The sequence below is a fragment of the Rhodoluna sp. genome, assembly GCF_049276775.1.
Classification (GTDB): domain Bacteria; phylum Actinomycetota; class Actinomycetes; order Actinomycetales; family Microbacteriaceae; genus Rhodoluna.
The window spans coordinates 1-25168 of sequence record NZ_JBASXC010000004.1; the positions used below are offsets into that span (position 1 = coordinate 1).

Below are 25168 nucleotides of genomic sequence, written 5' to 3' on the forward strand. Positions count from 1 at the left end.
GGCCTCATCCCCTGCCCTAATAACCGAGCCGGCTGAGCCGAGGATTGAGACCGGTTCATCAGGGTTTTCGGATCTATCGAGCCAGAAGGCATTTGGGTCTTTGGAGTACATAGCGACAAAAGCATCGGCTGGGTTTACCCAGCCGCGCAGCTTTTCTAGCTCGAGACGCAAAGTGGCTCACCCATTCTGAGGTTTTGGAAATTGGCTTATCTATTTGCTCGTAATCTATAGATTAGAGCAAGGCCTACCTGGAGGAATTTGATGAGCGTTCTAGGAGATTTCTATCGCCTAGAGTCTGGCGAATTAAAGCCGGTTATCGATTCACGCTCCGAGGTCCAGCTCAAGGTGGCTGACTCCTGGTTGGTCGACGAGGGGCGAGTTCGATCCTTAAGTGCCCACTTCGAGCGCTTTGGTGCTTGGGTTATAAATGAAGACCCCAACCAGGAGCAATTCCTCCCAGAATATTTCGCCGAGATTAAGAGGTTGCTTCCAAAAATTGGGCGTTGGTTTCCACGAATGGAGTATCACGGTGAGCAGCCGAATAATCGAAGGCTTTATCTGCGGCTTCGCGAGGCTCCAGCCAAGATTGAGTCAGTCGCTCTTTGGTCATACCCTGAGCCCGACCCAAGGCATAACCCGCATGTAAAAGGCCCGGACCTTTCTTTATGCCAGCAACTTAGGCGTCACGCCAACATGAATGGAGCGGATGAGGCGGTTATTACCGACTCCAAGGGATTTGTTGCCGAGGGAGCCTTGAGCGCGCTGGTTTGGTGGCGGGGTGATGTGCTTTACTCCTCGGACGAGCAAACCAATTGGCTTCCCTCTATTACCCGAAGAGAAGTTTTCTCGATTGCCGATCAAATCGGCTTTGAGTCGAGGGTTGAGAACGCAAAACCTGAGGATCTGGCAAAACTACCGATTTGGGCCCTCAGTTCACTAAATGGCATCATGCCGGTTAGGTCTTGGATTGGTGTAGCCAATGAGCTCCCTGAATCCGTACACCTGGAGCCATTTTTGAAGCGCCTTAAACTTCTGGGCACTCAGCTTGACTAGGGCTATCCCTCAGGGTTTTCTCAACCTTTTCGTGGGATGATTTTCTGGTGAATGAAATCCTTGACTGGCTGCTAGACGGCGTCTCCAGCATTGACCCGGTATGGAGAAATTTCTTCGCAGGGCTTGCGATCATGCTCGAAACCTCTTTGTTCATTGGGCTTGTTGTCCCCGGCGATACCGTGGTCTTAGTTGCTTCTACGGGAGTTGCCGACCTGCCTGACTTTTTCTGGCTGGTAGGGGCGGTCTTGGTGGGCTCCCTAATTGGTGAATCGATTGGGTTTTCCATCGGAAGGCTTTTTGGCAAGCGAATTAGATCTTCAAAGCTCGGTCAGCGCTTCGGTGAAGATAACTGGGCCAGGGCCGATATATTCGTTGAAAAACGCGGCGGTCCAGCAGTTGCGATTTCTAGGTTTTTGCCGGTTCTGCACTCCCTGGTGCCGGTGGTGGCAGGGGCCACCAAGATGCGTTACAAAACCTTCATTATCTGGACCTTTGGGGCCTGCCTGGTCTGGGCAAGCACCTACGTTGGAATTGGCTATATCGCCAAGGCCAGCTACGAGGAGGTCGCCTCCGGATTCAAGTTCGGAGCCCTCGTATTTGTTGGGATTGTGGCTCTTTTCTTCTTCCTTATCCACCTGGCCAAGAAGAAGATCTCCAAGGTTGCCGACAAAATGATTGACGAAGAGATCCAAAAAAGCAGTAAATAGCTCGCCTTTGAGGTCGATTTCGCTTTGTCGGTCGATACCCATACACTAATCATTATTCGAACATTTGTTCGAATAATTAGCGGTTTTATGGGGAAGATTAATGATCCAAGTCGACGAAAAAGTCAAGGTACTGACCAACCAATCCGGAGAACCGGTTCGCTTCAGCTGGCGAAATGGCAGCTATCAGGTCACCTCGCGCCCGGAGCGCTGGTATTCGAGAAAACCTTGGTGGTTAGAGGCTAGCCGCGCCCAGCGCGGCATTGGAGCACAGGTTCTAGAAGTTGAGATGTGGCGGATAACTGCCAGCAAAGGAATAAGCTCCCCCAATCAATTTGAGTTGGTTCATAGCCAATTAGACGATGGCTGGCAATTGGTTCGAATCTGTGGCTAAGTATGTCCTTTACTCACCTAAACGTCTCATCCGCTTACTCGTTTCATTTTGGAACAGCTAAGCCCGATCAGCTTGCTCAGGCTGCCGCGAGCTTTGGTCAAGACGCTCTAGCGATTACCGACGATAACGGCCTCTATGGCGCCGTGAAGCATATCGGTGCCTGCCTAGATAAAAACATCAGCCCCATAGTTGGGGTTCGACTAAAGGTTGAAAATCGCGGGACGGTGACAATTCTTAGCCGAGGACACAACAAAGGAACTGGCTGGGCGGCGCTTTGCAAAATAGTTTCCAAAGCCCAAACCAGAGCTCAGGGTAAAACTAAAAAAGAAATAGCTATCTCGGAAAAAGACTTAAGCGAACTGGTTGTAAAAGACGGTAAACCAACCTGCACAGTTTTACTTGGACCGGAGTCTGACTTTGGAAAAGCGGTTATAAACACAAACGCCACCGTCGCTGCGAGAAAACTTCTTGACTGGAGAGAGCTAATTCCAGTTAGCGAATGCCTGAGCGTAGAAATTGTTTCTCACTTAACCGAGCCGGGATCAAGCTACTCAACCCTGCAAGCAAAAAGAATGCTTCAGCTGGCGCTAACTACAGACCTAAGGCCGGTTCTCACAAATGCCGTTCGCTATCTAGAACCCGATGATGCTGTGACAGGAGATGTGTTAGATGCCGCTAGACACCTAGAGCCACTTGGTATCTTTACTCCCCAAGCCAATGCCCAAGCATGGCTCAAGCCCGAATCACTAATGAAACAGCTGGCGCTTGAGATCACCGGTAGCCAGGAACTAGCCACCAAGCTTCTAAAAAATACCGAGGAGCTAGCAAATGCTCTGAGACTCGACCCGGTTAGCGACTGCGACTGGTCAAGGCCTAAAACTCCAGAAAAATCAGCTCTGGGTATAGAAGGAAACCCCTTCGAGGTGCTCTGGCAAAAAGCACACTTGGGGATTGGCTGGCGGTATCCAGAGCTTTCGGAAAACAAACTACTTCCAGTTAGGCACCGGCTTCACCAGGAGCTAATAACAATCAACAAACTTGGCTTTGCCACCTACTTCTTAACTGTTGCCGATGTTGCACAGATGATTCGGGACATGCGGATTCGAACGGCGGCTCGTGGCTCAGGAGCTGGATCGCTAACCAATTACCTGCTTGGCATAAGCGGAGTTGACCCAATCGAACACGATTTACTGTTTGAAAGATTTCTAAGCACCGAGCGCTCCAGTCTTCCAGATATTGACATCGACGTTGAGTCGGCCAGAAGGCACGATATCTATCGGGCAATCTTCAAGCGTTACGGTGGGAATCGAGTGACACTTCTTTCAATGCAGTCAACCTACCGCGGTCGGGGTGCGGTTCGAGACGGCGGGTTAGCGCTTGGCTTTGAAGAAGACCAGATTGATGAGATAGCAAAGAGCATCTGGCGCTTTAGTGCCAGAAACTTTAGAGGAATGCTGGGCAAAAAACCAGAGCTTGAAAAACTTGCTCAGCTCGTTGAGCACGACCGAAGACTAAACCTGCTTGTAGATATAACCGAGCGACTAGACAGGCTGCCTCGGCACATCTCAATGCACCCCTGCGGTGTGATCTTGGGAAATCAAAACCTGCTCTCACTTACCCCGGTTGAACCAAGTGGTCTGGGCCTTCCGATGAGTCAGTTCGATAAGGACGACATGGACCCGATGGGAATGCTCAAGCTTGATATTCTCGGGGTCCGAATGCAATCCAGCATGGCCTATGCGGTTAGGGAAATTGAGCGAGTGTCTGGCAAAGCTATTGACCTTGACGCTATAGCTCGAGATGACAAAGAAACCTTTAGGCAGATAAGAACTACCAATACCCTAGGTATCTTTCAGATTGAAAGCCCCGGTCAAAGAGAGCTAACTGGTAAGCATCAGCCGACCGAGTTCAATGACCTAACCATTCAGATTTCACTGTTTCGGCCAGGGCCCATGAAGGGCAACATGATTGCACCTTATTTGGATGGTCGTCACGGGTTTGTGAAGCCAGATCTTATTCACCCTGACCTGGCTCCTATTTTGAAGTCCACCCAAGGCGTTGTTATTTTCCACGAACAGGTTCTCAAAATCTTGAACGTGATGACCGGCTGCTCTCTCGCTAAAGCCGATGAGCTCCGGAGGGCACTCGAAAAAGACCAAAAGTTCGTTGAGAAGTTCTTTAGGCAAAACGCCACCAAGCGCGGCTACTCAAAGCCGGTTGTGGATCGAATCTGGAGTGTGCTGGAGGGGTTTGGAAGCTTCGGTTTCTGCAAAGCCCACGGCGCAGCCTTCGCACTTCCCACCTACCAAAGCGCCTGGCTAAAAACCCACTACCCCACTGAGTTTTTGGCAGGGCTGTTTACCCATGATCCGGGTATGTATCCAAAACGATTGCTGTTATCTGAGGCCAGAAGACTCGGGGTCAAGATACTCCCGCTAGATGTCAATAAATCAAAAGATGAATACCTGGTTGAAAAAACCGCCGACGGAATAGCAATCCGTATGGCAATAACCGACCTGCACGGCATCTCAAATTCTGAGATAACCAGAATTGTCAAGCAGGCGCCTTTTGCCGACCTAGCCGATTTTTACCTCAGGGCGTCTCCTTCGCGTGCAACCATCAAGCGTTTAGCACTGGTTGGCGCACTCGATGAATTAGCTGGCGGATCAACTGATCACACCCGGGGAGACATTCTGGAGCGAGTTAGGCAGCTAACAGCCCTAAAGTCCAAACCCAAAATCGATCAGAATCAACCGATGCTTGATTTTGAAGCCAAAGATCTAATGCCCATCGGCAATACTCAAATTTCAGTAGCCGGTCAGATTCAAGCTGAGCTTGATCTACTTGGTATGGATATCACGGATCACCAGCTGGCTAAGTATCAGCCGATGCTGGATGAAATGGGTGTTGTCAGATCTAGCGAGTTAGTTGGCTTGAGATCAAAAACTGAAGTCCTTATTGCTGGAGTTAGGGTTGCAACCCAGAGTCCTCCGATGCGATCTGGCAAGCGGGTTGTCTTTATTACGCTTGACGATGGCTCGGGCTGCAGTGATGCAACCTTCTTTGATGAGGCACAGTCCCGATCCAGTGGGGTACTTTTCAACACCAAGCTGCTTTTGATTTCTGGTAAGACTAGGCGAACCGGCGTCAGGGGTGTTTCGATAATGGCCGAGAACGCCTGGGATCTAAACCAGCTCTGGCGAGAGTATCGCCAGAAAAATCAACTAGTCGCGGTTGAAAATAGCCAGTAGACGAAGAATCTCGACGTAGAGCCAGATTAGAGTCACAGTCAAACCAAAGGCTGCTCGCCACTCCATCTCAACTGGCCACTTATCGCGAGAGCCAACCATGATGGTCTCAAAGTCTAGGTTCAAGGTGAAGGCAGCAAGACCTGCTCCAACTAGACCCGCAAGCCATCCAAACGCTGAACCGTAAACTCCGGCCTCGCCGGAGATAAGAACAAAACCTAGATTCACAACGGCAAAGATCATGTATCCGATGATTGCGAAGGTCATGATGCGGGTGAACCTTGCATCAACCTTGATCCAACCAAAGCGGTAGGCAGCAAACATCGCACCTGCGGTTGTTAGGGTTCCCAAAACTGCCGACTGAACGATTCCCGGGTACATCGATTCAAACAGAGCGGAAATTCCACCAAGGAATACACCCTCAACGGCTGCGTAGGAAACAATTACGCCCGGCATGACCTTCTTCGAGAAAGTAATCCAAAGAGCAAGACCGAGACCCACGAACATAGCCGGGAACCAAAGCTGCTGCAGAGGAGCAAAGAACCAGGTTGCCGCTGCGGCAACAAGAAGTACGAAGAAAATTGCGGTTACCTTGCCAGCGGTGCCCTCAACGGTCATCGGCTCCGACTTGGAGGCGATCTTGTTGAACTCAGCGTCGACTAGCTCCTGAGGAACCTCACGGGCGGCACTGAGACCGGTCTGCATCGAACGGTTAAATACTGGGTTGTGGGACACGGCTAATCTCCTTCTTTCATAGGGGTTAACTGTCTAGAGTCTAAGGTTTATTCCTTTGAAAATGCTGAATGTTAGCTCTGCAGTGCCTTAGCGATGAACTCCACGTGCTCCCCGCTGATTTGGTGGCCTCCAGGGTGCATTAGCAAGGTGACATCGGCCCCCAGGCTCTCCAGCTGCTCGATCAGCGCGGCTGTTTTTCGAGGGGGCGAGTAATCATCCAGCTCACCATTGGCAATAAAAACTTGTCTGCCCAAAAGGTCAACCCCCGAACTAATCTCTGGAAGCACTTGAGTGGTTCCAAAAGCAACCAGCACCCGAACCAGAGCGGGCTTTAGAAGCATCAGTGCCCCGCCGGCGTGAGCTCCGTTTGAGAACCCGACAGTAACCATCGACTCAACCGAAAATCCATACCGGGCACTTGCTAGTTCAATGAATTCGGCGAGCTTGTCTATCTCCTCTAAAAGGGACTGACTAGATGGAGTGAAATCCGGCTCATACTCAAAAAACCTAACCATGCCTTGCTGAGTAATTGCCCCCCTTGGCGAAAGGATGTTTGCTCTAGGGTCTAGCTCTCGGCCAAGGGAGAGTAGATCATGCTCATCTGCTCCAGAGCCATGCAGCAAAAGCAAGGTTCTTGATGCGCTTGGCTTGGCAAGCCAAACATGCGGCCGAGAAAGTTTCTGTTTTTCCAAAGTAGGTCTCCAATCCCTTCCAGTCTAGATTTGAATGAATTGACCAAGACTTAAAAGAAAAATAGCCCCGGAGGGCTATTAGTCTTTTGTGGACCTGAGGGGACTTGAACCCCTGACCCCCTGCATGCCATGCAGGTGCGCTACCAGCTGCGCCACAGGCCCATCTTTGTTTCTTACAACCTTGTTAGTTTAGCTCAAACCATCGCCGGCCGAAACTAGCTCAAGTGGAACTACCGGGCAGTCTGACCAAATGCGCTCGAGAGAGTAATACATCCGCTCTTCCTCATGCATCACGTGCACTATCACGTACCCAAAATCAAGAAGTATCCAACGACCTGAGCTCTTTCCTTCACGCCTGAGTAGCTTCACGCCACTTTCCAAGAGCTTGTCCTCAATACCGTCAGAAATCGCCATAACCTGGCGCTCGTTGCGACCAGAGACAATCAAGAAGATGTCGGTCAGCGGCATTGGATTTGTGACATCAAGGGCAACGAGATTTTCGGCTACTTTGTCGGATGCGGCCTGAGCTGCAATTTGAACAATCTGGAGTGCTTCTTTAGTGGCGGTCACAAATTCCTATCTATTCGAAGATTCCAAGCATAAACGCTGCGACAATCAATGCCCCAATCGTGATCATTAGTACAGCAGTGGACATAACGGCGTAAACCTGGCCCTGCCCTTTTCTGGTAACCAAAGTTAGCTCAACAGTCCTAGCCCTGGTTTTGGCAATCCCCGCCGCTCGAATCGGAGCAACAGAGGAAACGAATGAGTTAAGGCTGTCTTCGACAAGTGCCTCGTCAGCTAGTTCGCTGGCAGAAACTACCGAATTGCTTCCGGTTGTCGGGTTGGCTTGAGAAACGGTTATGGAGCCGGTTGTCATAACCGCTCCTGTTCCACTAAGTACCACCCGATCGTTATCGAACTCTGGAAGCTTGTCCATGATTATGGACGCCGTCACCGGCTCAGCACCAAGATTGCTGGTCGAGCCAAAGTCGGCAGTTTTTACCGGCTCGAGATAGATATCTGGGGTGTTCAAAGTTGGGATGGGACCGGTCATCGTCGGTTCAACAAAACTGACCGGTTTGTTGGAGTTTGCAGTACTTGCTTTTTCTGCCTCACGACGCTCGCGCCTTGATTGGTACATAGTGGAATCACTCATGCCACTCCCCGATAAAGACCGTGTTTTCCGATGTATTGGACAACGCCGTCGGGGACCAGATACCAAATAGGTTCCCCCTTAGCTACCCGGTCACGACAGTCGGTCGAGCTTATGGACAGAGCTGGTACTTCTACCGAAGTGACGGTCCCTTCTAGGGCCTCGGGAATTTCCAAAACGTGACCCGGTCGACTTACCGCAACGAAATGAGCTAGTTCCCAAAGTTTTTCAACCTCGTGCCAGGCCAATATCTGGGCGATGGCGTCACTACCGGTGATAAAGAACAGTTCAGCGTCTGGGTATTTCGCCTTTAGATCGTTCAGGGTATCGACAGTGTACGTTGGCTTGTCGCGATCGATGTCTACACGAGAGACCAAAAACCTTGGGTTGGCTGCGGTTGCGATCACGGTCATCAAATAACGATGCTCGCCGCCGGTCACGGCCTGTTTTTGCCACGGGTCACCGGTAGGAACAAAAACAACTTGATCTAGATTTAGGGCCGCCGCAACTTCGCTAGCAGCCACTAAGTGACCGTTGTGGATGGGGTCAAAAGTGCCACCCATCACGCCGAGTCGGAATTTAGCCATGCTAGAAAGCTTTTGAGCTTAGTGTCCCTGTGAATCGGAGCTCTTATGTGCGTGGCGGTGTGCGACATCGCGGTAAGAAAACACAATGAAGGCCAAAAGCACAAATAAAGTAATCGCAATAACCCCATACATTAAGGCGGGCATAGGCAGCTCGTTGTGCTGGATGAATGGCCCCTCGGTAAGAAGTGACAGCAAGTTGATCTCCTAAAGATTTAGTCTTGACTAAAAGAATAACCTAGTGACGGGTTTGACCGGAGCCTCTAACTAGCCATTTTGTCGCAGTTAGCTCCAAAAGACCCATGGGGCCCCTGGCATGGAGCTTCTGGGTTGATATTCCAACCTCCGCGCCAAAACTAAACTGGCCGCCATCGGTGAATCTGCTTGCGGCATTCACCATTACTACGGCCGAATCCACCTCGGCGAGAAACCTCTCGGCATTGATTTGGCTGTCGGTAATGATGACCTCGGTGTGGTGGGTTGAATATTTCTTTATGTGGTCGAGGGCCTCTTCAAGACTGGAAACGACTCGAACTGCCAAATCCAAAGAGTAGTACTCGGCGCTCCAGTCATCCTCTGTGGCGGGAACCGCGGCTGGAAACGCCGCAACCGTTGCCTGATCGCCGTGAATGGTGACTCCTGACTCGGTAAGTTTACTTAGCACCTTTGGCAAGATAGTCGTCGCGACCGACTGGTGAACTAGAAGAGTTTCTAGAGCGTTGCAGGTTGAGGGGCGCTGAACCTTGGAGTTGTGAACAATATCGACTGACCACTGCGGGTTTGCCGACTCGTCAATAAATAGGTGCGTTACTCCATCACCAGTTTCAATGACTGGCACTTTAGAGCCCTCGACAACAGCCTTGATGAGCGATGCGCTACCGCGAGGAATCAACACGTCAATCAAACCTCGGGCAGCCATCATTTCGTTGGCCCCGTCTCGCCCAAAGTCGTCCACGGTCTGCACTAGGTCACCACTTAGTCCCGCTTCGGCTAAGCCCTGCTGCAAAACCTTTACAAGAGCGATGTTGGTGTTCTCGGCGGCGCTTCCTCCGCGAAGTACTACTGCATTTCCCGATTTCAAGGCTAGGGCCGTGATGTCAACAGTGACATTTGGACGGGCCTCGTAGATTGCTCCGATTACACCGAATGGAACTCTCACTTCCGAGAGCTTTAGTCCGTTTGGAAGGGCCATTCCGCGCACCACACCACCTATTGGATCTGGTAGCGCAATGATGTCTCTCAAAGAACTTGCGAGAGCACCGATTCTTTCGGCGTTTAGCATCAGACGGTCCTGCAGGCCCTCTGAGAGACCATCAGTCTTAGCTTTTTCTAGGTCATCTTTATTTGCGGCAACGATTTCAGGAACTGAAGCCACAAGCAATTTGGCGATAGCCTCCAGGGCAGCGTCTTTTTGAACCGTTGAAGTAATTGCTAGAGCACTACTTGCCTGTTTAGCAAGTTTGATTTTGTCGGTTGCTGACATACCCAAAGCCTACTTACGGACAATCTTGATTTGGGGATTCGGTTCAAAAAAAGTACCGACTGACTCTCCCGCTAGGGTTTCAATGACGTTGTCAGCGTTGGTTATGAAGACGGAAATTCCAACCTCCGTGCAGCTCTTCGCGGCTGCCACCTTAGTGATGGCCCCTCCCGTTCCAACACCAGTGTTAGTGCCTGCAATTTCCAATCCAGCTAGATCCATTCCGAAAGCAACATGCTGAATAAGTTTGGCCTCCGGCTTGGTTGGGGGCATATCGTATAAACCGTCCACGTCACTCAAAAACACCAAAGCGTCCGCATCTAGCAGCATTGCAACCATTGCGGCTAGGCGGTCGTTGTCTCCAAAGCGAATCTCTGTCGTGGCAACGGTGTCATTCTCATTGACAATCGGTAGAGCTCCCAATTGCATTAATCTCTCGAGTGCTCGTTTTGCGTTGACGCGACTTTCTTGTTTTTCGATGTCGGTAATAGTTAGTAGCACTTGACCCGCCACGATATCATGTCGCTCAAGGCTCTTCTGATACTTGGAAAGAAGGCGAAACTGGCCAACCGCAGCCAAGGCCTGAAACGTTTCTAGGTCGGTCGGCTTTTGGTCAAAATCAAACAGAGGCATTCCGGTTGCAATGGCGCCAGAAGACACCAAGACAACCTCTGCACCGCGCTCCATTGCCATGGCAAGGGCATCAACCAATTGGTCAATTTTTCCTTCATTTTTTCCAGTGACTGAATTAGAGCCAATTTTTACAACTACCCTTTTGGCCTCCAGCAATCGCCTACCGTGATCTGACAATTACTTTTTCTCCTCGAAATCTTCTGGTCTTGACCAAATTCCTGACTTCCGTTCGGATTCCATCTTCTCGCGAAGAGCGGCTCTAGCATCCATCATTTCTTGGTATCGCTTCCTTCGTTCAACATTTGTTCGTCTGTCGTTTAGTGGGCCAAACCTCGGGTCAGTCCCTCTTGGGCTAACCAGTAGCTCGGCAGTGGAAGAGATGGTTGGCTCCCAGTCAAAAATAACTCCGTCACCCGGACCTATAACAACCGTTGAACCGCTCGATGCGCCGGCCTTGAAGAGGGCATCCTCAATTCCAATCTTGGCAAGTCGATCGGCCAGATAGCCGACTGCTTCCTCGTTGCCGAAATCTGTTTGTGCAACCCAGCGCTCTGGCTTGGTGCCCAGAATCCTGAAGTACTCATCGACTCCGGTGAACTCGCGAACAATTTTGAAGTTGTTATCTTCTTTTCTTGCCTGCATAAGCTGAATCTTTGGCCGAGAAGGTACTTTAGCTTTCTCTTTTCGATCGGCCTCAACAAGCTTTGCCATCGCAAACTTCAGTTCCTTTAGCCCAAGGTGAGTGGCGGCAGAAACCTCAAACACTTCGTAGCCGCGAGCTTCTAGCTCCGGACGGATAAATTCGGCCAACTCTTTAGCGTCAGGAATATCAACCTTGTTCAGTGCAATTAGTGCTGGACGCTCAGTAAGAGGTTTTTGACCCTCGGGGACTTGATAGGCGGCTAACTCTTTTAGTACCTTGTCTAGATCAGAAGCTGGGTCGCGGTTGGGTTCAAGTGTTGCACAGTCAATTACGTGAAGCAGAGCTGAGCAACGCTCGACGTGGCGCAGAAATTCCAGGCCTAATCCTTTTCCTTCACTGGCACCTTCGATAAGACCTGGAACGTCAGCAATTGTGTATCTGGTTTCACCGGCCTGAACAACTCCAAGATTGGGGTGCAGAGTAGTAAATGGGTAGTCAGCAATTTTCGGCCTTGCTGCAGACACTGCAGCAATCAAGGAGGACTTTCCTGCTGAAGGGTAACCAACTAAAGCGATGTCAGCGACAGTTTTTAGCTCAAGAACTACATCGCCTGACCACCCTGGAACTCCAAGAAGTGCAAAGCCGGGAGCTTTGCGTTTAGTGCTAGCGAGGGCAGCGTTTCCCAATCCCCCGACACCACCTTCGGCCACGATCAGTTCCATGCCGGCTTCATCTAGATCTGCAATCAGTTCACCGTTTGGCTTTTTGACGATTGTGCCAACTGGAACGGCGAGCTTCAGGTCTTCGCCTTGCGCCCCGTTTCTAAAATCTCCAGCTCCTGCGGCGCCGTCGCCGGCGGCACGGTGCGGATGGAAGTGATACTCCAAAAGTGTTGTGGTATTCGCATCGGCGTAAAGCGCAATACTGCCGCCTCTTCCGCCGTCGGCACCATCTGGACCGCCCAGGGGCTTAAACTTCTCCCGCTTCACGGAGACGCATCCCTTGCCGCCGTTTCCGGCGCGCACGTGAAGGGTCACTTGGTCAACGAATGAGACCATGGGATTCCCTCCTTCACAAATAACTAAAGGCGAGCCAGTGGCTCGCCTTTAGTAGAAACTATTGTTGACTGTTTGCTTATGCAGCCTCAACGATGTTTACTACGCGGCGGCCGCCCTTGGTCCCGAATTCAACGGCACCGGCAGCTAGAGCAAACAAAGTGTCATCTTTGCCCTTGCCGACATTCTTTCCCGGGTGGAAGTGAGTTCCGCGCTGGCGAACAATGATTTCCCCCGCGTTTACTTCCTGGCCTGCATAGCGCTTCACGCCAAGACGCTGAGCGTTGGAATCGCGACCGTTCCTAGTGGAGCTAACTCCCTTTTTGGATGCCATTTGCTCTAATCCTTTACTTGATCTCTAGAACTTGGACGCGGGTTAGTTCTGAACGGAAACCCTGACGTCTCTTGTATCCGGTTTTGTTCTTGTACTTCTGGATGATGATCTTCGGTCCACGAAGATCGTTTAGAACCTCTGCCGTAACCTTCACGGAAGCTAGAGCAGCGGCATCGGTAGTTACCTTGTCGCCGTCTACTAGCAGTAGGGCTGGAAGCTGAATCTTGCCATTGGCATCGGCCTTGATGCGGTCAAGGGTTACGATGGTGCCAACTGACACCTTTTCCTGACGGCCGCCTGCTCGAACTACTGCGAAAACCACTTGATTTACCTTTTTCTAAGTTTGGGAAGTCACCATCTGGGCAACAGCCCCCTAGTCTAATGGGGCTTAAGCGCCTGGGTCAACCTTAGCTGGGCTGGTGGCCCGCCTTGGCTTGCGCTTGACTTCTGCCTTTGGGTCTGGCTTGGCTTCGGGCAGAGCTTCAAGAATGCGCTCGAGCGAGTCTTCAGCCGGGGCTTGATCCTGAGCCGGCTTGGACTCGATTTTGCCGGTTCCCATGGTCGAAGCGGCAATCTTGGCCACCACCGAGTTGATCTCAGAGGCGCGCTCGGGTGTCACGACATTGGCCACCTCCATGTGGCCTCTGCGCTTTTTCTCTGATTTACCCTCGTTGGAGCTTCTAACTCTCATGATTGGCTCAACGTGGACGATGGCGCCCCTGGCGCTGCAAACCTCACAGGGCTCGCTAAAGGATTCCAGAAGCCCCAGACCCAGTTTCTTTCTGGTCATTTGGACAAGTCCAAGAGAAGTTACCTCCGCCACCTGGTGCTTGGTGCGGTCGCGACCTAGGCACTCAATCAATCTTCTGGAGACTAGATCCCGGTTTGACTCAAGCACCATGTCAATGAAGTCGACAACGATAATTCCGCCGATGTCGCGGAGTCTAAGCTGCCTCACTATTTCTTCGGCAGCTTCAAGGTTGTTCTTGGTGACGGTTTGCTCAAGGTTTCCACCCGAACCGACAAACTTTCCGGTGTTTACATCCACCACGGTCATCGCTTCGGTTCGATCAATTACCAAAGATCCACCGGACGGAAGGTAAACCTTGCGCTCCAACGCCTTGCCGATTTGCTCTCCAACACGGTGTCGGTCAAAAAGATCTTCCTTACCGTCGTAGATCTCTACGCGGTCCAATAGATCAGGTGCTACAGACTCCAAATATTCTGTGATTACGGCTTGCGCATCGCTTCCAGAAATAATCATCTTCTGGAAGTCCTCATTGAATACGTCTCGAACGATTTTTACCAGAAGGTCAGGTTCGGAATGTAACAGAGTAGGAGGAGTTGCCTTCTTGAGTTTTTTCTGAATTCCGTCCCACTGGGCCCTGAGTCTTTCAACATCCAAGGTGAGTTGCTCTTCGGTGGCACCCTCGGCTGCTGTTCGAACAATCACACTGGCTTCCTCGGGGACAATCCCCTTCAAAATCTTCTTCAGGCGAACTCGCTCGGAGTCTGGAAGTTTTCTGGAGATGCCATTCATGTTCCCGTTTGGCACGTAGACCACATACCTACCTGGTAGCGAGACCTGAGAGGTTAGACGGGCACCTTTTTGGCCGACCGAGTCCTTAGTGACCTGAACCAGAATGGTGTCGTTGGACTTCAAGGCAACTTCAATTTTACGGGGTTGGCCCTCGAGCCCGTCAGCATCCCAGTTGACTTCTCCAGAGTACAAAACGGCATTTCGGCCGCGGCCAATATCCACGAAGGCAGCTTCCATAGAGGGAAGTACGTTCTGAACTTTGCCGAGGTAAACGTTGCCAATTAAGGAGCCGTCCTGCGTCTGAGCTACGTAGTGCTCAACCAGTACCTTGTCCTCCAAAACGCAAAGCTGGATCTTGTCGTCCTTGGAGCGAACCAGCATCATGCGATCTACCGATTCTCGACGTGCCAAAAACTCTGTTTCGGTAATGGTCTGGCGTCTTCTTCCAGAATCACGACCATCTCGACGGCGCTGCTTCTTGGCTTCGAGCCTGGTGGAACCCTTGATGCGCTGAGGCTCATTGCTTGGTTCTTTAGGGGACCTTGGAGTTCTTACCTTGACAACAACATTCGGAGCGTCAGGATTTACATCAATTGGCTCACCGGCGCGGCGGCGAGAGCGTCTTCGAAGGTGCGACTCGGACTCCACCTCTACTGATTTTTTGGAGGCGGTTTTCTTCCTCGGCTCAACCGGTGGAAGATCTGGCGCTTGAAATAGAAGTGAGGTTGCACTTCTTGCCGGGGCCGAAGTGGCATCAGCTTTTTTAGTCTTAGCCGGCTTAGCGGTTTTTGAGGCGGCGACTTTGGTAGGTTCTTTTTTCAGAGTCGGTTTTTTTTCAACCTTTTTGGTCGCAGCCTTGGGCTCACTCTTCGAAACTTTTTTTACTACTTTTTTTGTTACTTTGTCAGCCTTGGCTGAATCATCTTTTTCCTTCACCATTTAAGGTGCGCTCCATGCTGCCGGTTGGCAAAAGTCCACACACTTGGCCAAATTCTCGGCTCTTAATCCTTATCAGCGACTTTTTGCCGCCGACCAAAACCTGTTAGTTGCGAGTCATTGCTGTCACGTCGCCCTGCCAGCTGCCCGATGGGTCTTATGCCTTGGAGCCAAATGCTCGATAAACCTTGTCTAAGCGGGAGGATGTGGCTCCCATGTGCTTACGTAAATAAGTATTACACCAAATGCGTCAAAGAGCCCGATTCGCCGTGGAATACTTGACTAATGGCCACCAAAACACCCGAAAAGACGCTAATTGGCGGAAACACCTCGCTCGCCTGGATGCTCATTACCGGTGGAGTGGTTGGCTGGATCGGAGCTATGGCTCTAACCATAGAGCGACTTAATGTTGCCGCAAATCCCGATGCCGTGCTTAGTTGCGATGTCAGCCCCTTTATCTCATGTAAGTCGGTAATGCTCACCGAGCAGGCATCCCTGCTGGGCTTTCCCAATTCTTTGATTGGCCTCACTGCATTTTTTGCCCCAATCCTCGTCGGTTTTGCAATTCTCGCGGGAGCAAAGTTTGCCAAGTGGTTTTGGTTGTTATTCACGCTTGCAATGGGCGGCGGGTTGGCATTTGTTATTTGGTTGTTTAGCCAGAGCCTCTTTGAGATTGGAGCGCTGTGTCCTTACTGCATGGTGGCGTGGACTGGAATGATTCCGATGTTTTGGAAACAGTTTCTTTTCTCAGCTCGCGAGGGAATTGTTCCTGTTCCGATTAGGACAGTGGGCTTTTTTGTTGCGGCCTACGACTGGCACTGGCTCTTTACTTTTGCAACCTTTGGAGCCATCATCACGACAACCATTTGGCGATTCTGGGATCTGTGGCCGAGTCTGTTCTAAGAAAACCAGATTCCGAGCTCGCGATTAGCCGACTCAACTGAGTCGGAACCGTGAACTAAGTTCTTCTGAACCTTTTCGCCCCAATCGCGACCTAAGTCCCCGCGAATGGTTCCAGGTGCCGCGGTGGTTGGGTCAGTTGCTCCAGCCAGAGACCTAAAGCCCTCGATTACGCGGTCTCCTTCTACTCGAATAGCTACAACCGGTCCAGAAGACATGAACTCAATCAGCGGAGCGTAGAAGGGCTTACCCTCGTGCTCAGCGTAGTGTGCGGCTAGCTGCTCGATAGTTGGGGTAAGCATTTTTACACCCGTGACAACGTAGCCCTTTTGCTCAATGCGAGAGATGATTTCACCAGTTAGTTGCCTAGCAACACCGTCAGGTTTTACCAGAACCAGAGTCTGCTCTTTCATTAGTTCCCACCTTCTGCTGAATCGAGTTTTTTCTTAGCTGCGCGAGCTTTATCAATTGTCCCACCGGCAATCATTCCCCAGGCCCACATTCCTAAAAATACGACACCGAGAAGGTACATCAGCGGCACCCAGATTCCAAGGGAAATTACAACCAGCTGCAAGATCCACCCAATTAGGTAAGTGCCAGGCTTTCCTAAAACTGCAGGAAAGATCATAAGAAGTACGGAAAGTCCCAGCCCGACTCCCCAAATTACCGCGGGGTCAGGATGAACCTGAAGACCAAATCCGACCAGGGTTGCAAAGAAAACCACAACCGACTGGAACACCATAACCAGCGATCCCAGAGTTGCTTTGGTAGATCTATTGCGCATCCGATTCCTCCTGGATCAACTTGATGACGTCTCCTACTAAGGTAATCGACCCGGTCACTACAACTGTGCCATCGACCTCCGCTGCGATTTCTTGGGCTCTTGCCAGCCCAGCCCGGAAATCAGAAAAGGCCAAAACATCACAGCCCAGAGCCAATGCGGCGATCGGCTCGATATCAGCGATAGGCATGGATCTAGCGCTTGTCGACTGGGTTATCACCGCACGCTCGAAGATACCCGACAAATTTGCGAGCAAACCCTCCGCATCTTTTTCCTCCAGGACTGCGATCAAGGCAATCAATGGCTTGCCTGAAAACTCAGTTTTGAGCGTTTGAGCCATAGTCAGCGCTCCCGCGGGATTGTGGGCACCGTCCAACAAAAGTGGCGGTTCTGTTCTAACTAGTTGAAGCCTGCCAGGTGATGAAACATCAGAAACCGCAGATCGTAATATGTAATCCGCTATTGCAAGTTCTCCCCCTCCTAAAAAAGCCTCGACCGCAGCGATTGCAACTGCCAGATTCTGTGCCTGGTGAACTCCAAACACTGGAGCGTTAACCGGCCCGTAGTTTCCCGCGAGACCCGAAACTGATACCACCTGACCGACCGGAGTTGCTTCAAAGCCCTCAAAGGAAAAATCCCTACCCTCGAGCTTGAAGCTCTCAGCGCTTGCATTAGCAACCCTCTCCAAGACACCGAGAGCCTCTGGGCTTTGCTTGGAGCTCACAACAATGGCACCGGTTTTTATGATTCCGGATTTAGTTTCCGCAATTTCTTCGATCGTGTCTCCGAGTCTGTCCATGTGATCAAGGCCAATTGGCGTAAAGACAGCAACGTCGCCATCAGCGACATTTGTCGAATCCCAGGCTCCACCCATGCCAACTTCCAGAACCAAAACATCCACCGGTGCATCTGCAAATACCGCAAAACCCAGCACGGCTAGAGCCTCAAAAAATGTCAGCGGGGCATCCCCGGCCTCGGCAAGCTCCCGATCCACGAACTCCAGAATTGGCTCGATGTCAGCGAAGACGCTCACCAATTGCTCGTCGCTTACTGGCTCACCATCGAGTGCCATGCGCTCGTTCAGACGAATGAGGTGCGGTGAGGTGAAGCGACCGGTCCTTAGACCGTGCTCGCGCAAAATCCGCTCGATAAACCTGGTGGTTGAAGTCTTGCCGTTGGTTCCGGTCACGTGGATTACTCGATAGGAGCGCTGGGGGTCACCCAGCAGTTCAACTGCTCTCCTGGTTGGTTCAAGACGTGGGCGAATCTTGTTTTCTGGAACGCGAAGTAAAAGTTTTGCTAGAACTGAATCTGATTGTGAAAACCAATACAGTTCATCTCTTGAGCCTTCACTCAAAGCTTTGCCACCGCAATCGAAACTTGCTGTGACTCACCAACTGGGACTGAGTTATCTGAAGCAGACCTCTCGATGAGCTTTAGTTGAAGAGTGAGGGTTTCGGCCTTGACCAGTTCCTCGTGAGCCCTAATCGCCTCAAGAACATCTTTTTCACCAAAAATCTCGGTGGCAATTCGATCTGACACATTTAGATCTGCATCTTTTCGGGCCTGCTGCACTGCCCTAACAACATCTCTTGCCAACCCCTCTGCAGCAAGCTCGGCGGTAACGACACGGTTCAGAATCACGAAACCTCCGCCGGGCAAAATTCCTATTAGCTTCTCATCGCTTGACTCATCTTTAGCAACGAGATTTATCTCGTACTCTCCGTCAAGAAGTTCTACCCCGTTGACCAATACCGTTTCGCCTTTTGGCTCCCAATTGCCAGATTTGGCAGACTGGATAATCTCCTGAACTTGCTTACCCAGTCTTGGGCCGAGGGCCCGAGAGTTTATGTTCAGTTGCTTCTCAACACCGAAAGCCTGGGTTGATGCGGCAGCTAGCTCAACTAATTCAACTTCTTTCACGTTCAGCTCTTCGGCGATGATGCTAGAGAAGTTTTCCAGGCGGCTGGCACCTTGGGTTACCACGGTGAGTTTTGAAAGTGGCAATCTGACCCGAAGCCCATTCGTCTTTCTAAGTCCAAGAGCTACCGAGCTGACGATACGAACTTGGTCCATGGCGACAACAAGCTCCTCGTCGTAGGCAAGCTTTGAGGGGTCTGGCCAATTTGTCAGGTGCACGCTCTTACCCCCGGTAAGTCCGCGCCAGATTTCCTCGGCGACCATTGGAAGAAGTGGGGCAGCAACTCGGGTCACCATTTCTAGCACTGTATAGAGGGTGTCGAACGCCTCCTCATTTCCTTCCCAGAAGCGATCCCTTGACCTTCGGACATACCAGTTTGTCAAAATGTCGCTGAAGTCACGCAGTCTCGCAGAAGCCGAGTAGGAGTCAAACTGATTTAGATCCTGTTCGACTAAGACAATCAAATCTCGGGTTTTTGCAATGAGGTATCGATCTAGTACATCGTCACTCGAAACTGAGTACTTCGCCTCATAATTAGAGGCATTTGCATAGAGAGAGAAGAAGTACCAAGTGTTCCAAAGTGGAAGCAGCACCTGACGAACACCCTCTCGAATCCCTTGCTCAGTGACAACTAGGTTTCCGCCTCGAAGGATCGTGCTTGACATCAAAAACCAGCGCATGGCATCGGAGCCATCGCGATCAAAGACTTCGTATACGTCAGGGTAGTTTCTAAGCGACTTGGACATCTTCTGCCCGTCATTTCCAAGCACGATTCCGTGAGAGATGGCGCTTTTGAATGCTGGGCGGTCAAACAACGCGGTTGCCAAAACGTGGAGAGTGTAGAACCAGCCTCTGGTTTGCCCGACATACTCAACGATGAAATCACCAGGGTTGTGAGTTTCAAACCACTCGCGGTTCTCAAACGGATAGTGAACCTGAGCAAACGGCATAGATCCCGACTCAAACCAGCAGTCCAAAACTTCTGGCACGCGACGCATTGTCGACTTACCGGTCGGATCGTCTGGGTTAGGTCTAGTTAGTTCGTCAATAAAAGGGCGATGAAAATCTTGGGGCGCCTTTCCGAAGTCTTTTTCAAGTTCCGCTAAAGATCCGTAAACATCCATACGCGGATAGTTTGGATCATCTGATTTCCAAACTGGAATCGGAGCTCCCCAGAAACGGTTTCGGCTGATAGCCCAGTCACGAACGTTCTCCAGCCACTTTCCAAATGAGCCGTCCCTGGTATGAGACGGAGTCCACTCAATTTGCTGGTTCAGCTTGAGCATCCGATTTTTCACCTTGGTAGTTTCCACAAACCAAGACGAGACTGCCTTATAGATCAATGGGTTCTTACAGCGATAGCAGTGCGGGTAGGAGTGCTCGTAGCTTGCCTGGCGCAGCAACCTGCCCTCGGCCTTTAGCTTCTGAGTAATGGGCTTATTGGCTTCGAAGACGTGCTGGCCTTCAAAATCTGAAACTACAGAGTTGAACTGACCGCGCTCGTTTATTGAAACGTAGACCGGGATTCCCGCGGCATCACAAAGCTTTTGGTCGTCCTCTCCGTAAGCCGGAGCTTGATGGACTATTCCGGTTCCCTCGTTATCGACGACGTAATCTCCAACGAGGACCTGCCACGCGTTAGCATTTTCAAACTTTGATTGGTCTGCGTAGTAGTCAAAGATTCGGGCGTATCGCACACCACCCAGTTCTTTACCTTGAACAGTTTTCTCAGTTGCCAAAACTGCCGACTCAGCATCTTCATAACCTAAGTCCTTGGCGTAGGCGCCAAGCAAAGAGGCTGCAATTAAATACTTGGTGCTTGCGTCGCCGCCATCGGTAGCTCCGCCAGGACCGGCTGGTACCACCGCGTATGAAATATCTGGCCCAACTGCAAGAGCAAAGTTTGTTGGAAGAGTCCAAGGAGTCGTCGTCCAGGCCAACATTCGAACTCCGTCTAGATCTCCACCTACGATTGGGAAAGTGACCGTGACGGACTGATCCTGACGGATTTTGTAAACCTCGTCGTCCATTTTTAGCTCGTGATTCGAAAGCGGTGTCTCGCAGCGCCAGCAATAAGCCAGCACCTTGAAGCCTTCGTAAATCAGGCCTTTTTTGTGTAACTCCTTGAAAGCCCAAATAACGCTCTCGGTGTAGTTGGTGTCTAGAGTCTTGTAGTCGTTGTCAAAATCCACCCAGCGAGCTTGCCTGGTGACATAGCTCCTCCAGTCCTCGGTGTATTTCAGAACAGATGTCTTGCAATACGCGTTGAACTTATCGACCCCGAATTTTTCAATCTCCGGTCTTCCGGATATTCCAAGCTGACGCTCGGCCTCAACCTCGGCCGGAAGGCCGTGGGTGTCCCATCCGAACCGGCGCTCAACGCGGAAGCCCTGCATGGTCTTGAAGCGAGGGACTAGGTCTTTGGTATAGCCGGTGAGGAGGTGACCGTAGTGAGGCAGGCCATTGGCAAATGGCGGGCCGTCGTAGAAAACGAATTCCTCGGCGCCCTCAGCCTTGCGTTGATCAATGGATTCTTGAAAAGTGCCCGATTTTTCCCAGTATTCGAGGGTCTGCTTCTCTATTTCCGGAAAAGACGGGCTCGGGTTTACGCCGAAAGCCTGACCGGCCGAGTTCTGGGGATACATTTTTAGGCTTTCTGGCTGATGTGTTCTTCAATCTCTGACAATGTTAACCTGTATTGAACCCCTTTTATGGAGACTTTGACCTTTGAATAATCAGCAACCGCCTGAAATAAGCTTTGCCCGAGCCGCAACCACCCCAGACAAGGTTGGAGTAGAAGGTCTAGAGGCTAAGTGGGGAGCTAGCTGGGATGAGTCTGGCAGCTACAGCTTCGATAAAACGGCCGAGAAATCAAACATCTATTCAATAGATACTCCTCCGCCGACAGTTTCCGGTTCACTTCACGTGGGGCACGTCTTCAGCTACACCCACACCGATCTAATTGCCAGATACCAGCGCATGCTAGGTAAAGAGGTTTATTACCCAATGGGCTGGGACGATAACGGACTACCCACCGAGAGACGGGTTCAGAATTTTTACGGCGTTCGATGCGATCCAACACTTCCCTATCAGGATGGATTCAAACCGCCATTTGAAGGTGGCGACGGTAAATCATCTAAGGCTGCAGATCAGGTTCCAATTTCCAGACGAAACTTTATTGAGCTCTGCGAGAAACTAACCCAGGAAGACGAGAAGCACTTTGAAGCGCTCTGGCGTCAGCTGGGATTATCAATCGACTGGTCTCAGACTTACCAAACCATTTCACCCGACGCTCAGGCTGTTTCACAAAAGGCTTTCCTAAATAACCTCTCCCGAGGTGAGGCCTACCAAGCGATGGCGCCTACTCTATGGGACGTGACTTTTAGAACAGCTGTTGCCCAAGCAGAACTTGAGGATCGCGATCAGCCCGGCGCCTACCACCGAATCGGATTCGACGGGCCGGATGGAAAAATCTTTATTGAAACAACCAGGCCAGAGCTCATTCCGGCGTGTGTTGCTTTAGTTGCCCACCCAGACGATGAGCGCTACCAGCCGATGTTTGGCAAATCTGTAAAGACCCCTTTATTTGGTGTTGAGGTTCCGGTGTTAGCTCACCACCTTGCACAAAAAGACAAAGGTTCCGGAATCGCGATGATCTGTACCTTCGGTGACGTAACCGACGTCATTTGGTGGCGCGAGCTTGATCTACCCAACAGAGCAATCCTCGGCTGGGATGGTCGAATCATCTCAGAGGCGCCGGCTGTTATAAGAGACGCCAAGGGCAAAGAGATATTTGCTCAACTAGCCGGCAAGACCGTCTTTTCCGCAAAGCAGACAATTGTCGAGCTTCTGACCGAATCGGGAGACATGGTCGGCGAACCCAAGCCGATAACGCACCCGGTGAAGTTCTTCGAAAAAGGCGATAAGCCCCTCGAGATTGTTTCTACCCGTCAGTGGTACATCAGAAACGGTGGACGCGATGCAGAGCTTCGTGAAAAACTCATTGGCCTTGGCAAAACCCTTAAGTTTCACCCCGATTTCATGCGAGTCAGGTATGAAAACTGGGTCAACGGTCTAACCGGAGACTGGCTAGTTTCGCGCCAGCGCTTTTTTGGAGTCCCAATTCCGGTCTGGTATCAGCTAGACGCCGATGGCAACCCAGACTTTGAAAAAGTAATTACCCCGGACATTGCATCTCTTCCGGTAGACCCGTCGAGTCAGGCACCGGTTGGATTCACCGAGGATCAGCGCGGCAAACCAAATGGCTTTATCGGCGAGGTTGACATTTTGGACACCTGGGCCACCTCCTCTTTGACTCCTCAACTGGCCGGTGGTTGGATCTCTGATCCAGAAAAGTACGGGAAGGTTTTCCCATTTGATCTTCGACCTCAGGGTCAAGACATCATTCGCACCTGGTTGTTTTCGACCGTCTTGAGATCTCTCCAGGAAGAAGGGGCCCTGCCTTGGTCAGACGCAGCGCTATCGGGATGGATTCTTGATCCGGACCGCAAGAAAATGTCCAAATCAAAGGGCAACGTAGTTGTTCCAAACGATCTACTCGATGAGCACGGCTCCGACGCAGTTCGCTACTGGGCAGCCGCGGCAAGACTCGGTACCGATGCAGCCTTTGACGTGGGTCAGATGAAGGTCGGTCGTCGCTTGGCAATCAAGGTTCTAAACGCCGCCAAGTTTGTTCTATCTTTTGAAATCGGCTCTCAGACTGCAGAAGTCACCGAGCCAATTGACCGTGCAATGCTTGCTGCACTTTCGGAGGTTGTTGACCAAGCTGGAAAAGCTTTTGAAGCCTACGACCACACCAAGGCAATGGAAGTCACCGAGACTTTCTTCTGGAACTTCACCGATGATTACCTGGAGCTCGTGAAAGAGCGTGCCTACGGGCAAGCCACCACACCCGAGGCTCAAGCCTCCGCTGTATCTGCTTTACGAATCGCCCTACACACGCTGCTTAGGTTGCTCGCGCCATTCATTCCATTTGCAACAGAGGAAGCCTGGAGTTGGTGGCAAGAAGGCAGTATCCACCTAAGCAGTTGGCCAACAACTGGCGAGCTCACGAAATACTCAAGCGGATCGGACCCAAAGCTGATGGCCAGCGCATCAGAGGCTCTGATGGGTATTAGAAAGTCAAAATCCGACCAGCAGCTTTCAATGAAGGCTGAAATCGCTTCAATTCGAATTTCCTCAGCAAACTCCGAGGGGCTTTCCTCAATAGCCGATGACCTAAGGTCAGTTGGAAAGATTGAAAGCCTAGAAATTGTTCCGGGAGAACAAACGCTGGTTGAAGAGGTTATTTTCAAACCCGCAGGCTAGCGCTTCAGGGGCGCTTTCTGCCAGGCCAGAACCAACAGCCCGGCAACCAGGGCCCAGAATGCGCCGCCAATTCCAAAAACACTGATTCCAGCTGCTCCAACGATAAAAGTGATGGCGGCTGGGAGTCTGGCTTCCTTGTCCTCTAGTGACACGCCAATCGCCGAAATAAAGCTGGGTAGCAATGCCAGTCCAACTACCGCCAACAAAAGATCTGATGGAACTGCCAAAACAAAAGCTGCGAACACTCCGGCACCAATTGCAAAAAGCCAATAGACCAACCCTCCAACAAAAGAGGCGAGCCAGCGACGGCTTGGGTCTTTAGCGGCTTGCTCGTTCGCATTGATGGCGGCCGTGATGGCTGCAAGGTTCATGCCAAACCCGCCGAAGAAAGAAGCCACGACTGTTGCAATACCCGTTGATCCAATCACAGCCCTAACCGGAACCGTATATCCGAAGCCCTTCATGATTGCAATCCCCGGAAGGTTTTGGCTTGCCATGGTAATCAGGTAGAGCGGAATTCCGATTGAGATCATTGGTATCAACTCGAACGCTGGAATCACCAAATCAAATCTTGGGACCAGGCTCACGGTCTCAAGCCAGCCAGCTCCCACATCCACACTCATGAGCCCAAACGCCAGAACGATTGCAATCGGTGTCGCCCAGATCGGAGCTATGCGATTAAGGAAAAACCACAGCACCACAAAAGGCAAAACAATTAGCGGGTAATTTACCGAAGCCTGCACCGTAGTGATAACAAAAACAAACAGAATTCCGGCAAGCATTGCGCTTGCAATAGTTGAAGGAATTCTCTGAACCAGATTCGAAAGCGCAGGCCAAAAACCTGTGATTGTCAGTAATACTCCGGAGAGTAAGAATCCGCCAACCGCTTGATCAAATTCCAGACCCAATCCGGCAGATGCCGCTAGAAACGCCGCTCCCGGAGTAGACCAAACAATTGAGATTGGCATCTTATATCGGTAGCTCAGAACCGTTGACAATAGGCCGTAGCCGATAAGCAAAACAAAAATTGCTGTGAAGGTTTGATCTCTGG

Annotated in this window: 23 protein-coding genes and 1 tRNA gene; 6 read left to right on the forward strand and 18 right to left on the reverse strand. The window is 51.1% G+C overall.

Annotated elements, in window-relative coordinates; all coding sequences use genetic code 11:
• The first annotated feature begins 261 nt into the window (after positions 1-261).
• From WAO31_RS00230 to WAO31_RS00245, 4 genes are all read left to right on the forward strand, one after another.
• On the forward strand, positions 262-1053 hold the full coding sequence (locus WAO31_RS00230; protein WP_509588860.1) for an aminotransferase class IV: 792 nt from the start codon (positions 262-264) through the stop codon (positions 1051-1053).
• Positions 1054-1100: 47 nt separating this feature from the next.
• Positions 1101-1760: a DedA family protein gene (locus WAO31_RS00235; RefSeq protein WP_509588862.1), complete on the forward strand. Its 660-nt coding sequence runs from the start codon at positions 1101-1103 to the stop codon at positions 1758-1760.
• Between the two features lie 100 nt (positions 1761-1860).
• Positions 1861-2151, forward strand: coding sequence for a DUF6504 family protein (locus WAO31_RS00240; protein ID WP_509588864.1), 291 nt, complete (start codon positions 1861-1863; stop codon positions 2149-2151).
• A 2-nt stretch (positions 2152-2153) separates the two neighbouring features.
• Positions 2154-5402: a DNA polymerase III subunit alpha gene (locus tag WAO31_RS00245; RefSeq protein WP_509588866.1), complete on the forward strand. Its 3249-nt coding sequence runs from the start codon at positions 2154-2156 to the stop codon at positions 5400-5402.
• Here the strand turns inward: WAO31_RS00245 and WAO31_RS00250 are convergent.
• The 13 genes from WAO31_RS00250 to WAO31_RS00310 all read right to left on the reverse strand — a co-directional run bounded on the left by WAO31_RS00250 (position 5376) and on the right by WAO31_RS00310 (position 15190).
• A complete protein-coding gene (locus tag WAO31_RS00250) occupies positions 5376-6134 on the reverse strand; it encodes a Bax inhibitor-1/YccA family protein (RefSeq protein WP_509588868.1) in 759 nt (252 codons plus the stop codon). The genes WAO31_RS00245 and WAO31_RS00250 overlap by 27 nt on opposite strands.
• A 71-nt stretch (positions 6135-6205) precedes the next feature.
• Entirely contained in the window at positions 6206-6826 is a 621-nt protein-coding gene (locus tag WAO31_RS00255; protein WP_509588870.1) for an alpha/beta hydrolase, read from the reverse strand.
• A gap of 89 nt (positions 6827-6915) precedes the next feature.
• A tRNA-Ala gene (locus WAO31_RS00260) sits at positions 6916-6988 on the reverse strand.
• A 27-nt stretch (positions 6989-7015) separates the two neighbouring features.
• Entirely contained in the window at positions 7016-7396 is a 381-nt protein-coding gene (gene rsfS, locus WAO31_RS00265; protein WP_509588872.1) for a ribosome silencing factor, read from the reverse strand.
• A gap of 10 nt (positions 7397-7406) precedes the next feature.
• Positions 7407-7985, reverse strand: coding sequence for a hypothetical protein (locus WAO31_RS00270; RefSeq protein WP_509588874.1), 579 nt, complete (start codon positions 7983-7985; stop codon positions 7407-7409).
• Complete coding sequence (gene nadD, locus WAO31_RS00275; protein WP_509588876.1) at positions 7982-8569, reverse strand: nicotinate-nucleotide adenylyltransferase; 588 nt, start codon at positions 8567-8569, stop codon at positions 7982-7984. Before nadD ends, WAO31_RS00270 begins: the two co-directional genes overlap by 4 nt.
• An 18-nt stretch (positions 8570-8587) precedes the next feature.
• On the reverse strand, positions 8588-8764 hold the full coding sequence (locus WAO31_RS00280) for a hypothetical protein (RefSeq protein ID WP_509588878.1): 177 nt from the start codon (positions 8762-8764) through the stop codon (positions 8588-8590).
• A 40-nt stretch (positions 8765-8804) separates the two neighbouring features.
• Positions 8805-10049: a glutamate-5-semialdehyde dehydrogenase gene (locus WAO31_RS00285; protein ID WP_509588880.1), complete on the reverse strand. Its 1245-nt coding sequence runs from the start codon at positions 10047-10049 to the stop codon at positions 8805-8807.
• Between the two features lie 9 nt (positions 10050-10058).
• Positions 10059-10856, reverse strand: coding sequence for a glutamate 5-kinase (proB, locus tag WAO31_RS00290; protein WP_509588882.1), 798 nt, complete (start codon positions 10854-10856; stop codon positions 10059-10061).
• Entirely contained in the window at positions 10857-12380 is a 1524-nt protein-coding gene (gene obgE, locus WAO31_RS00295; protein WP_509588884.1) for a GTPase ObgE, read from the reverse strand. It lies immediately after the preceding gene.
• Between the two features lie 76 nt (positions 12381-12456).
• Complete coding sequence (gene rpmA / locus WAO31_RS00300) at positions 12457-12711, reverse strand: 50S ribosomal protein L27 (protein WP_213342230.1); 255 nt, start codon at positions 12709-12711, stop codon at positions 12457-12459.
• Between the two features lie 13 nt (positions 12712-12724).
• Positions 12725-13033 (reverse strand): 50S ribosomal protein L21, encoded by a 309-nt coding sequence (rplU, locus tag WAO31_RS00305; RefSeq protein ID WP_213342227.1) that lies wholly within the window; start codon positions 13031-13033, stop codon positions 12725-12727.
• A 66-nt stretch (positions 13034-13099) separates the two neighbouring features.
• Positions 13100-15190, reverse strand: a complete 2091-nt coding sequence (locus tag WAO31_RS00310) for an Rne/Rng family ribonuclease (RefSeq protein ID WP_509588887.1) — start codon at positions 15188-15190, stop codon at positions 13100-13102.
• A 282-nt stretch (positions 15191-15472) separates the two neighbouring features.
• On the opposite strand from WAO31_RS00310, the gene WAO31_RS00315 reads away from it, so the two are divergent.
• Entirely contained in the window at positions 15473-16090 is a 618-nt protein-coding gene (locus WAO31_RS00315) for a vitamin K epoxide reductase family protein (protein WP_509588889.1), read from the forward strand.
• Here WAO31_RS00315 and ndk read toward each other — a convergent pair.
• From ndk to ileS, 4 genes are read right to left on the reverse strand one after another with little or no spacing between them, the layout of a single operon-like run.
• On the reverse strand, positions 16087-16500 hold the full coding sequence (gene ndk, locus WAO31_RS00320; protein ID WP_509588891.1) for a nucleoside-diphosphate kinase: 414 nt from the start codon (positions 16498-16500) through the stop codon (positions 16087-16089). The genes WAO31_RS00315 and ndk overlap by 4 nt on opposite strands.
• On the reverse strand, positions 16500-16871 hold the full coding sequence (locus WAO31_RS00325; protein WP_509588893.1) for a DUF4233 domain-containing protein: 372 nt from the start codon (positions 16869-16871) through the stop codon (positions 16500-16502). The genes ndk and WAO31_RS00325 overlap by 1 nt, the downstream gene beginning before the upstream one ends.
• Positions 16861-18225: a bifunctional folylpolyglutamate synthase/dihydrofolate synthase gene (locus tag WAO31_RS00330; RefSeq protein WP_509588895.1), complete on the reverse strand. Its 1365-nt coding sequence runs from the start codon at positions 18223-18225 to the stop codon at positions 16861-16863. Before WAO31_RS00330 ends, WAO31_RS00325 begins: the two co-directional genes overlap by 11 nt.
• Positions 18222-21434 carry an isoleucine--tRNA ligase gene (gene ileS, locus WAO31_RS00335; protein WP_509588897.1) on the reverse strand — a complete coding sequence of 1071 codons (3213 nt, stop codon included), beginning with the start codon at positions 21432-21434 and terminating at the stop codon, positions 18222-18224. Before ileS ends, WAO31_RS00330 begins: the two co-directional genes overlap by 4 nt.
• A gap of 82 nt (positions 21435-21516) precedes the next feature.
• Between ileS and valS the strand changes: the two genes are divergently transcribed.
• The gene (gene valS / locus WAO31_RS00340; protein ID WP_509588899.1) at positions 21517-24117 is read left to right on the forward strand and encodes a valine--tRNA ligase; all 2601 of its coding nucleotides are present in this window, start codon (positions 21517-21519) and stop codon (positions 24115-24117) included.
• Here the strand turns inward: valS and WAO31_RS00345 are convergent.
• Positions 24114-25168: benzoate/H(+) symporter BenE family transporter (locus WAO31_RS00345; RefSeq protein WP_509588901.1), on the reverse strand; the 1055-nt coding region annotated here is incomplete at its 5' end. The genes valS and WAO31_RS00345 overlap by 4 nt on opposite strands.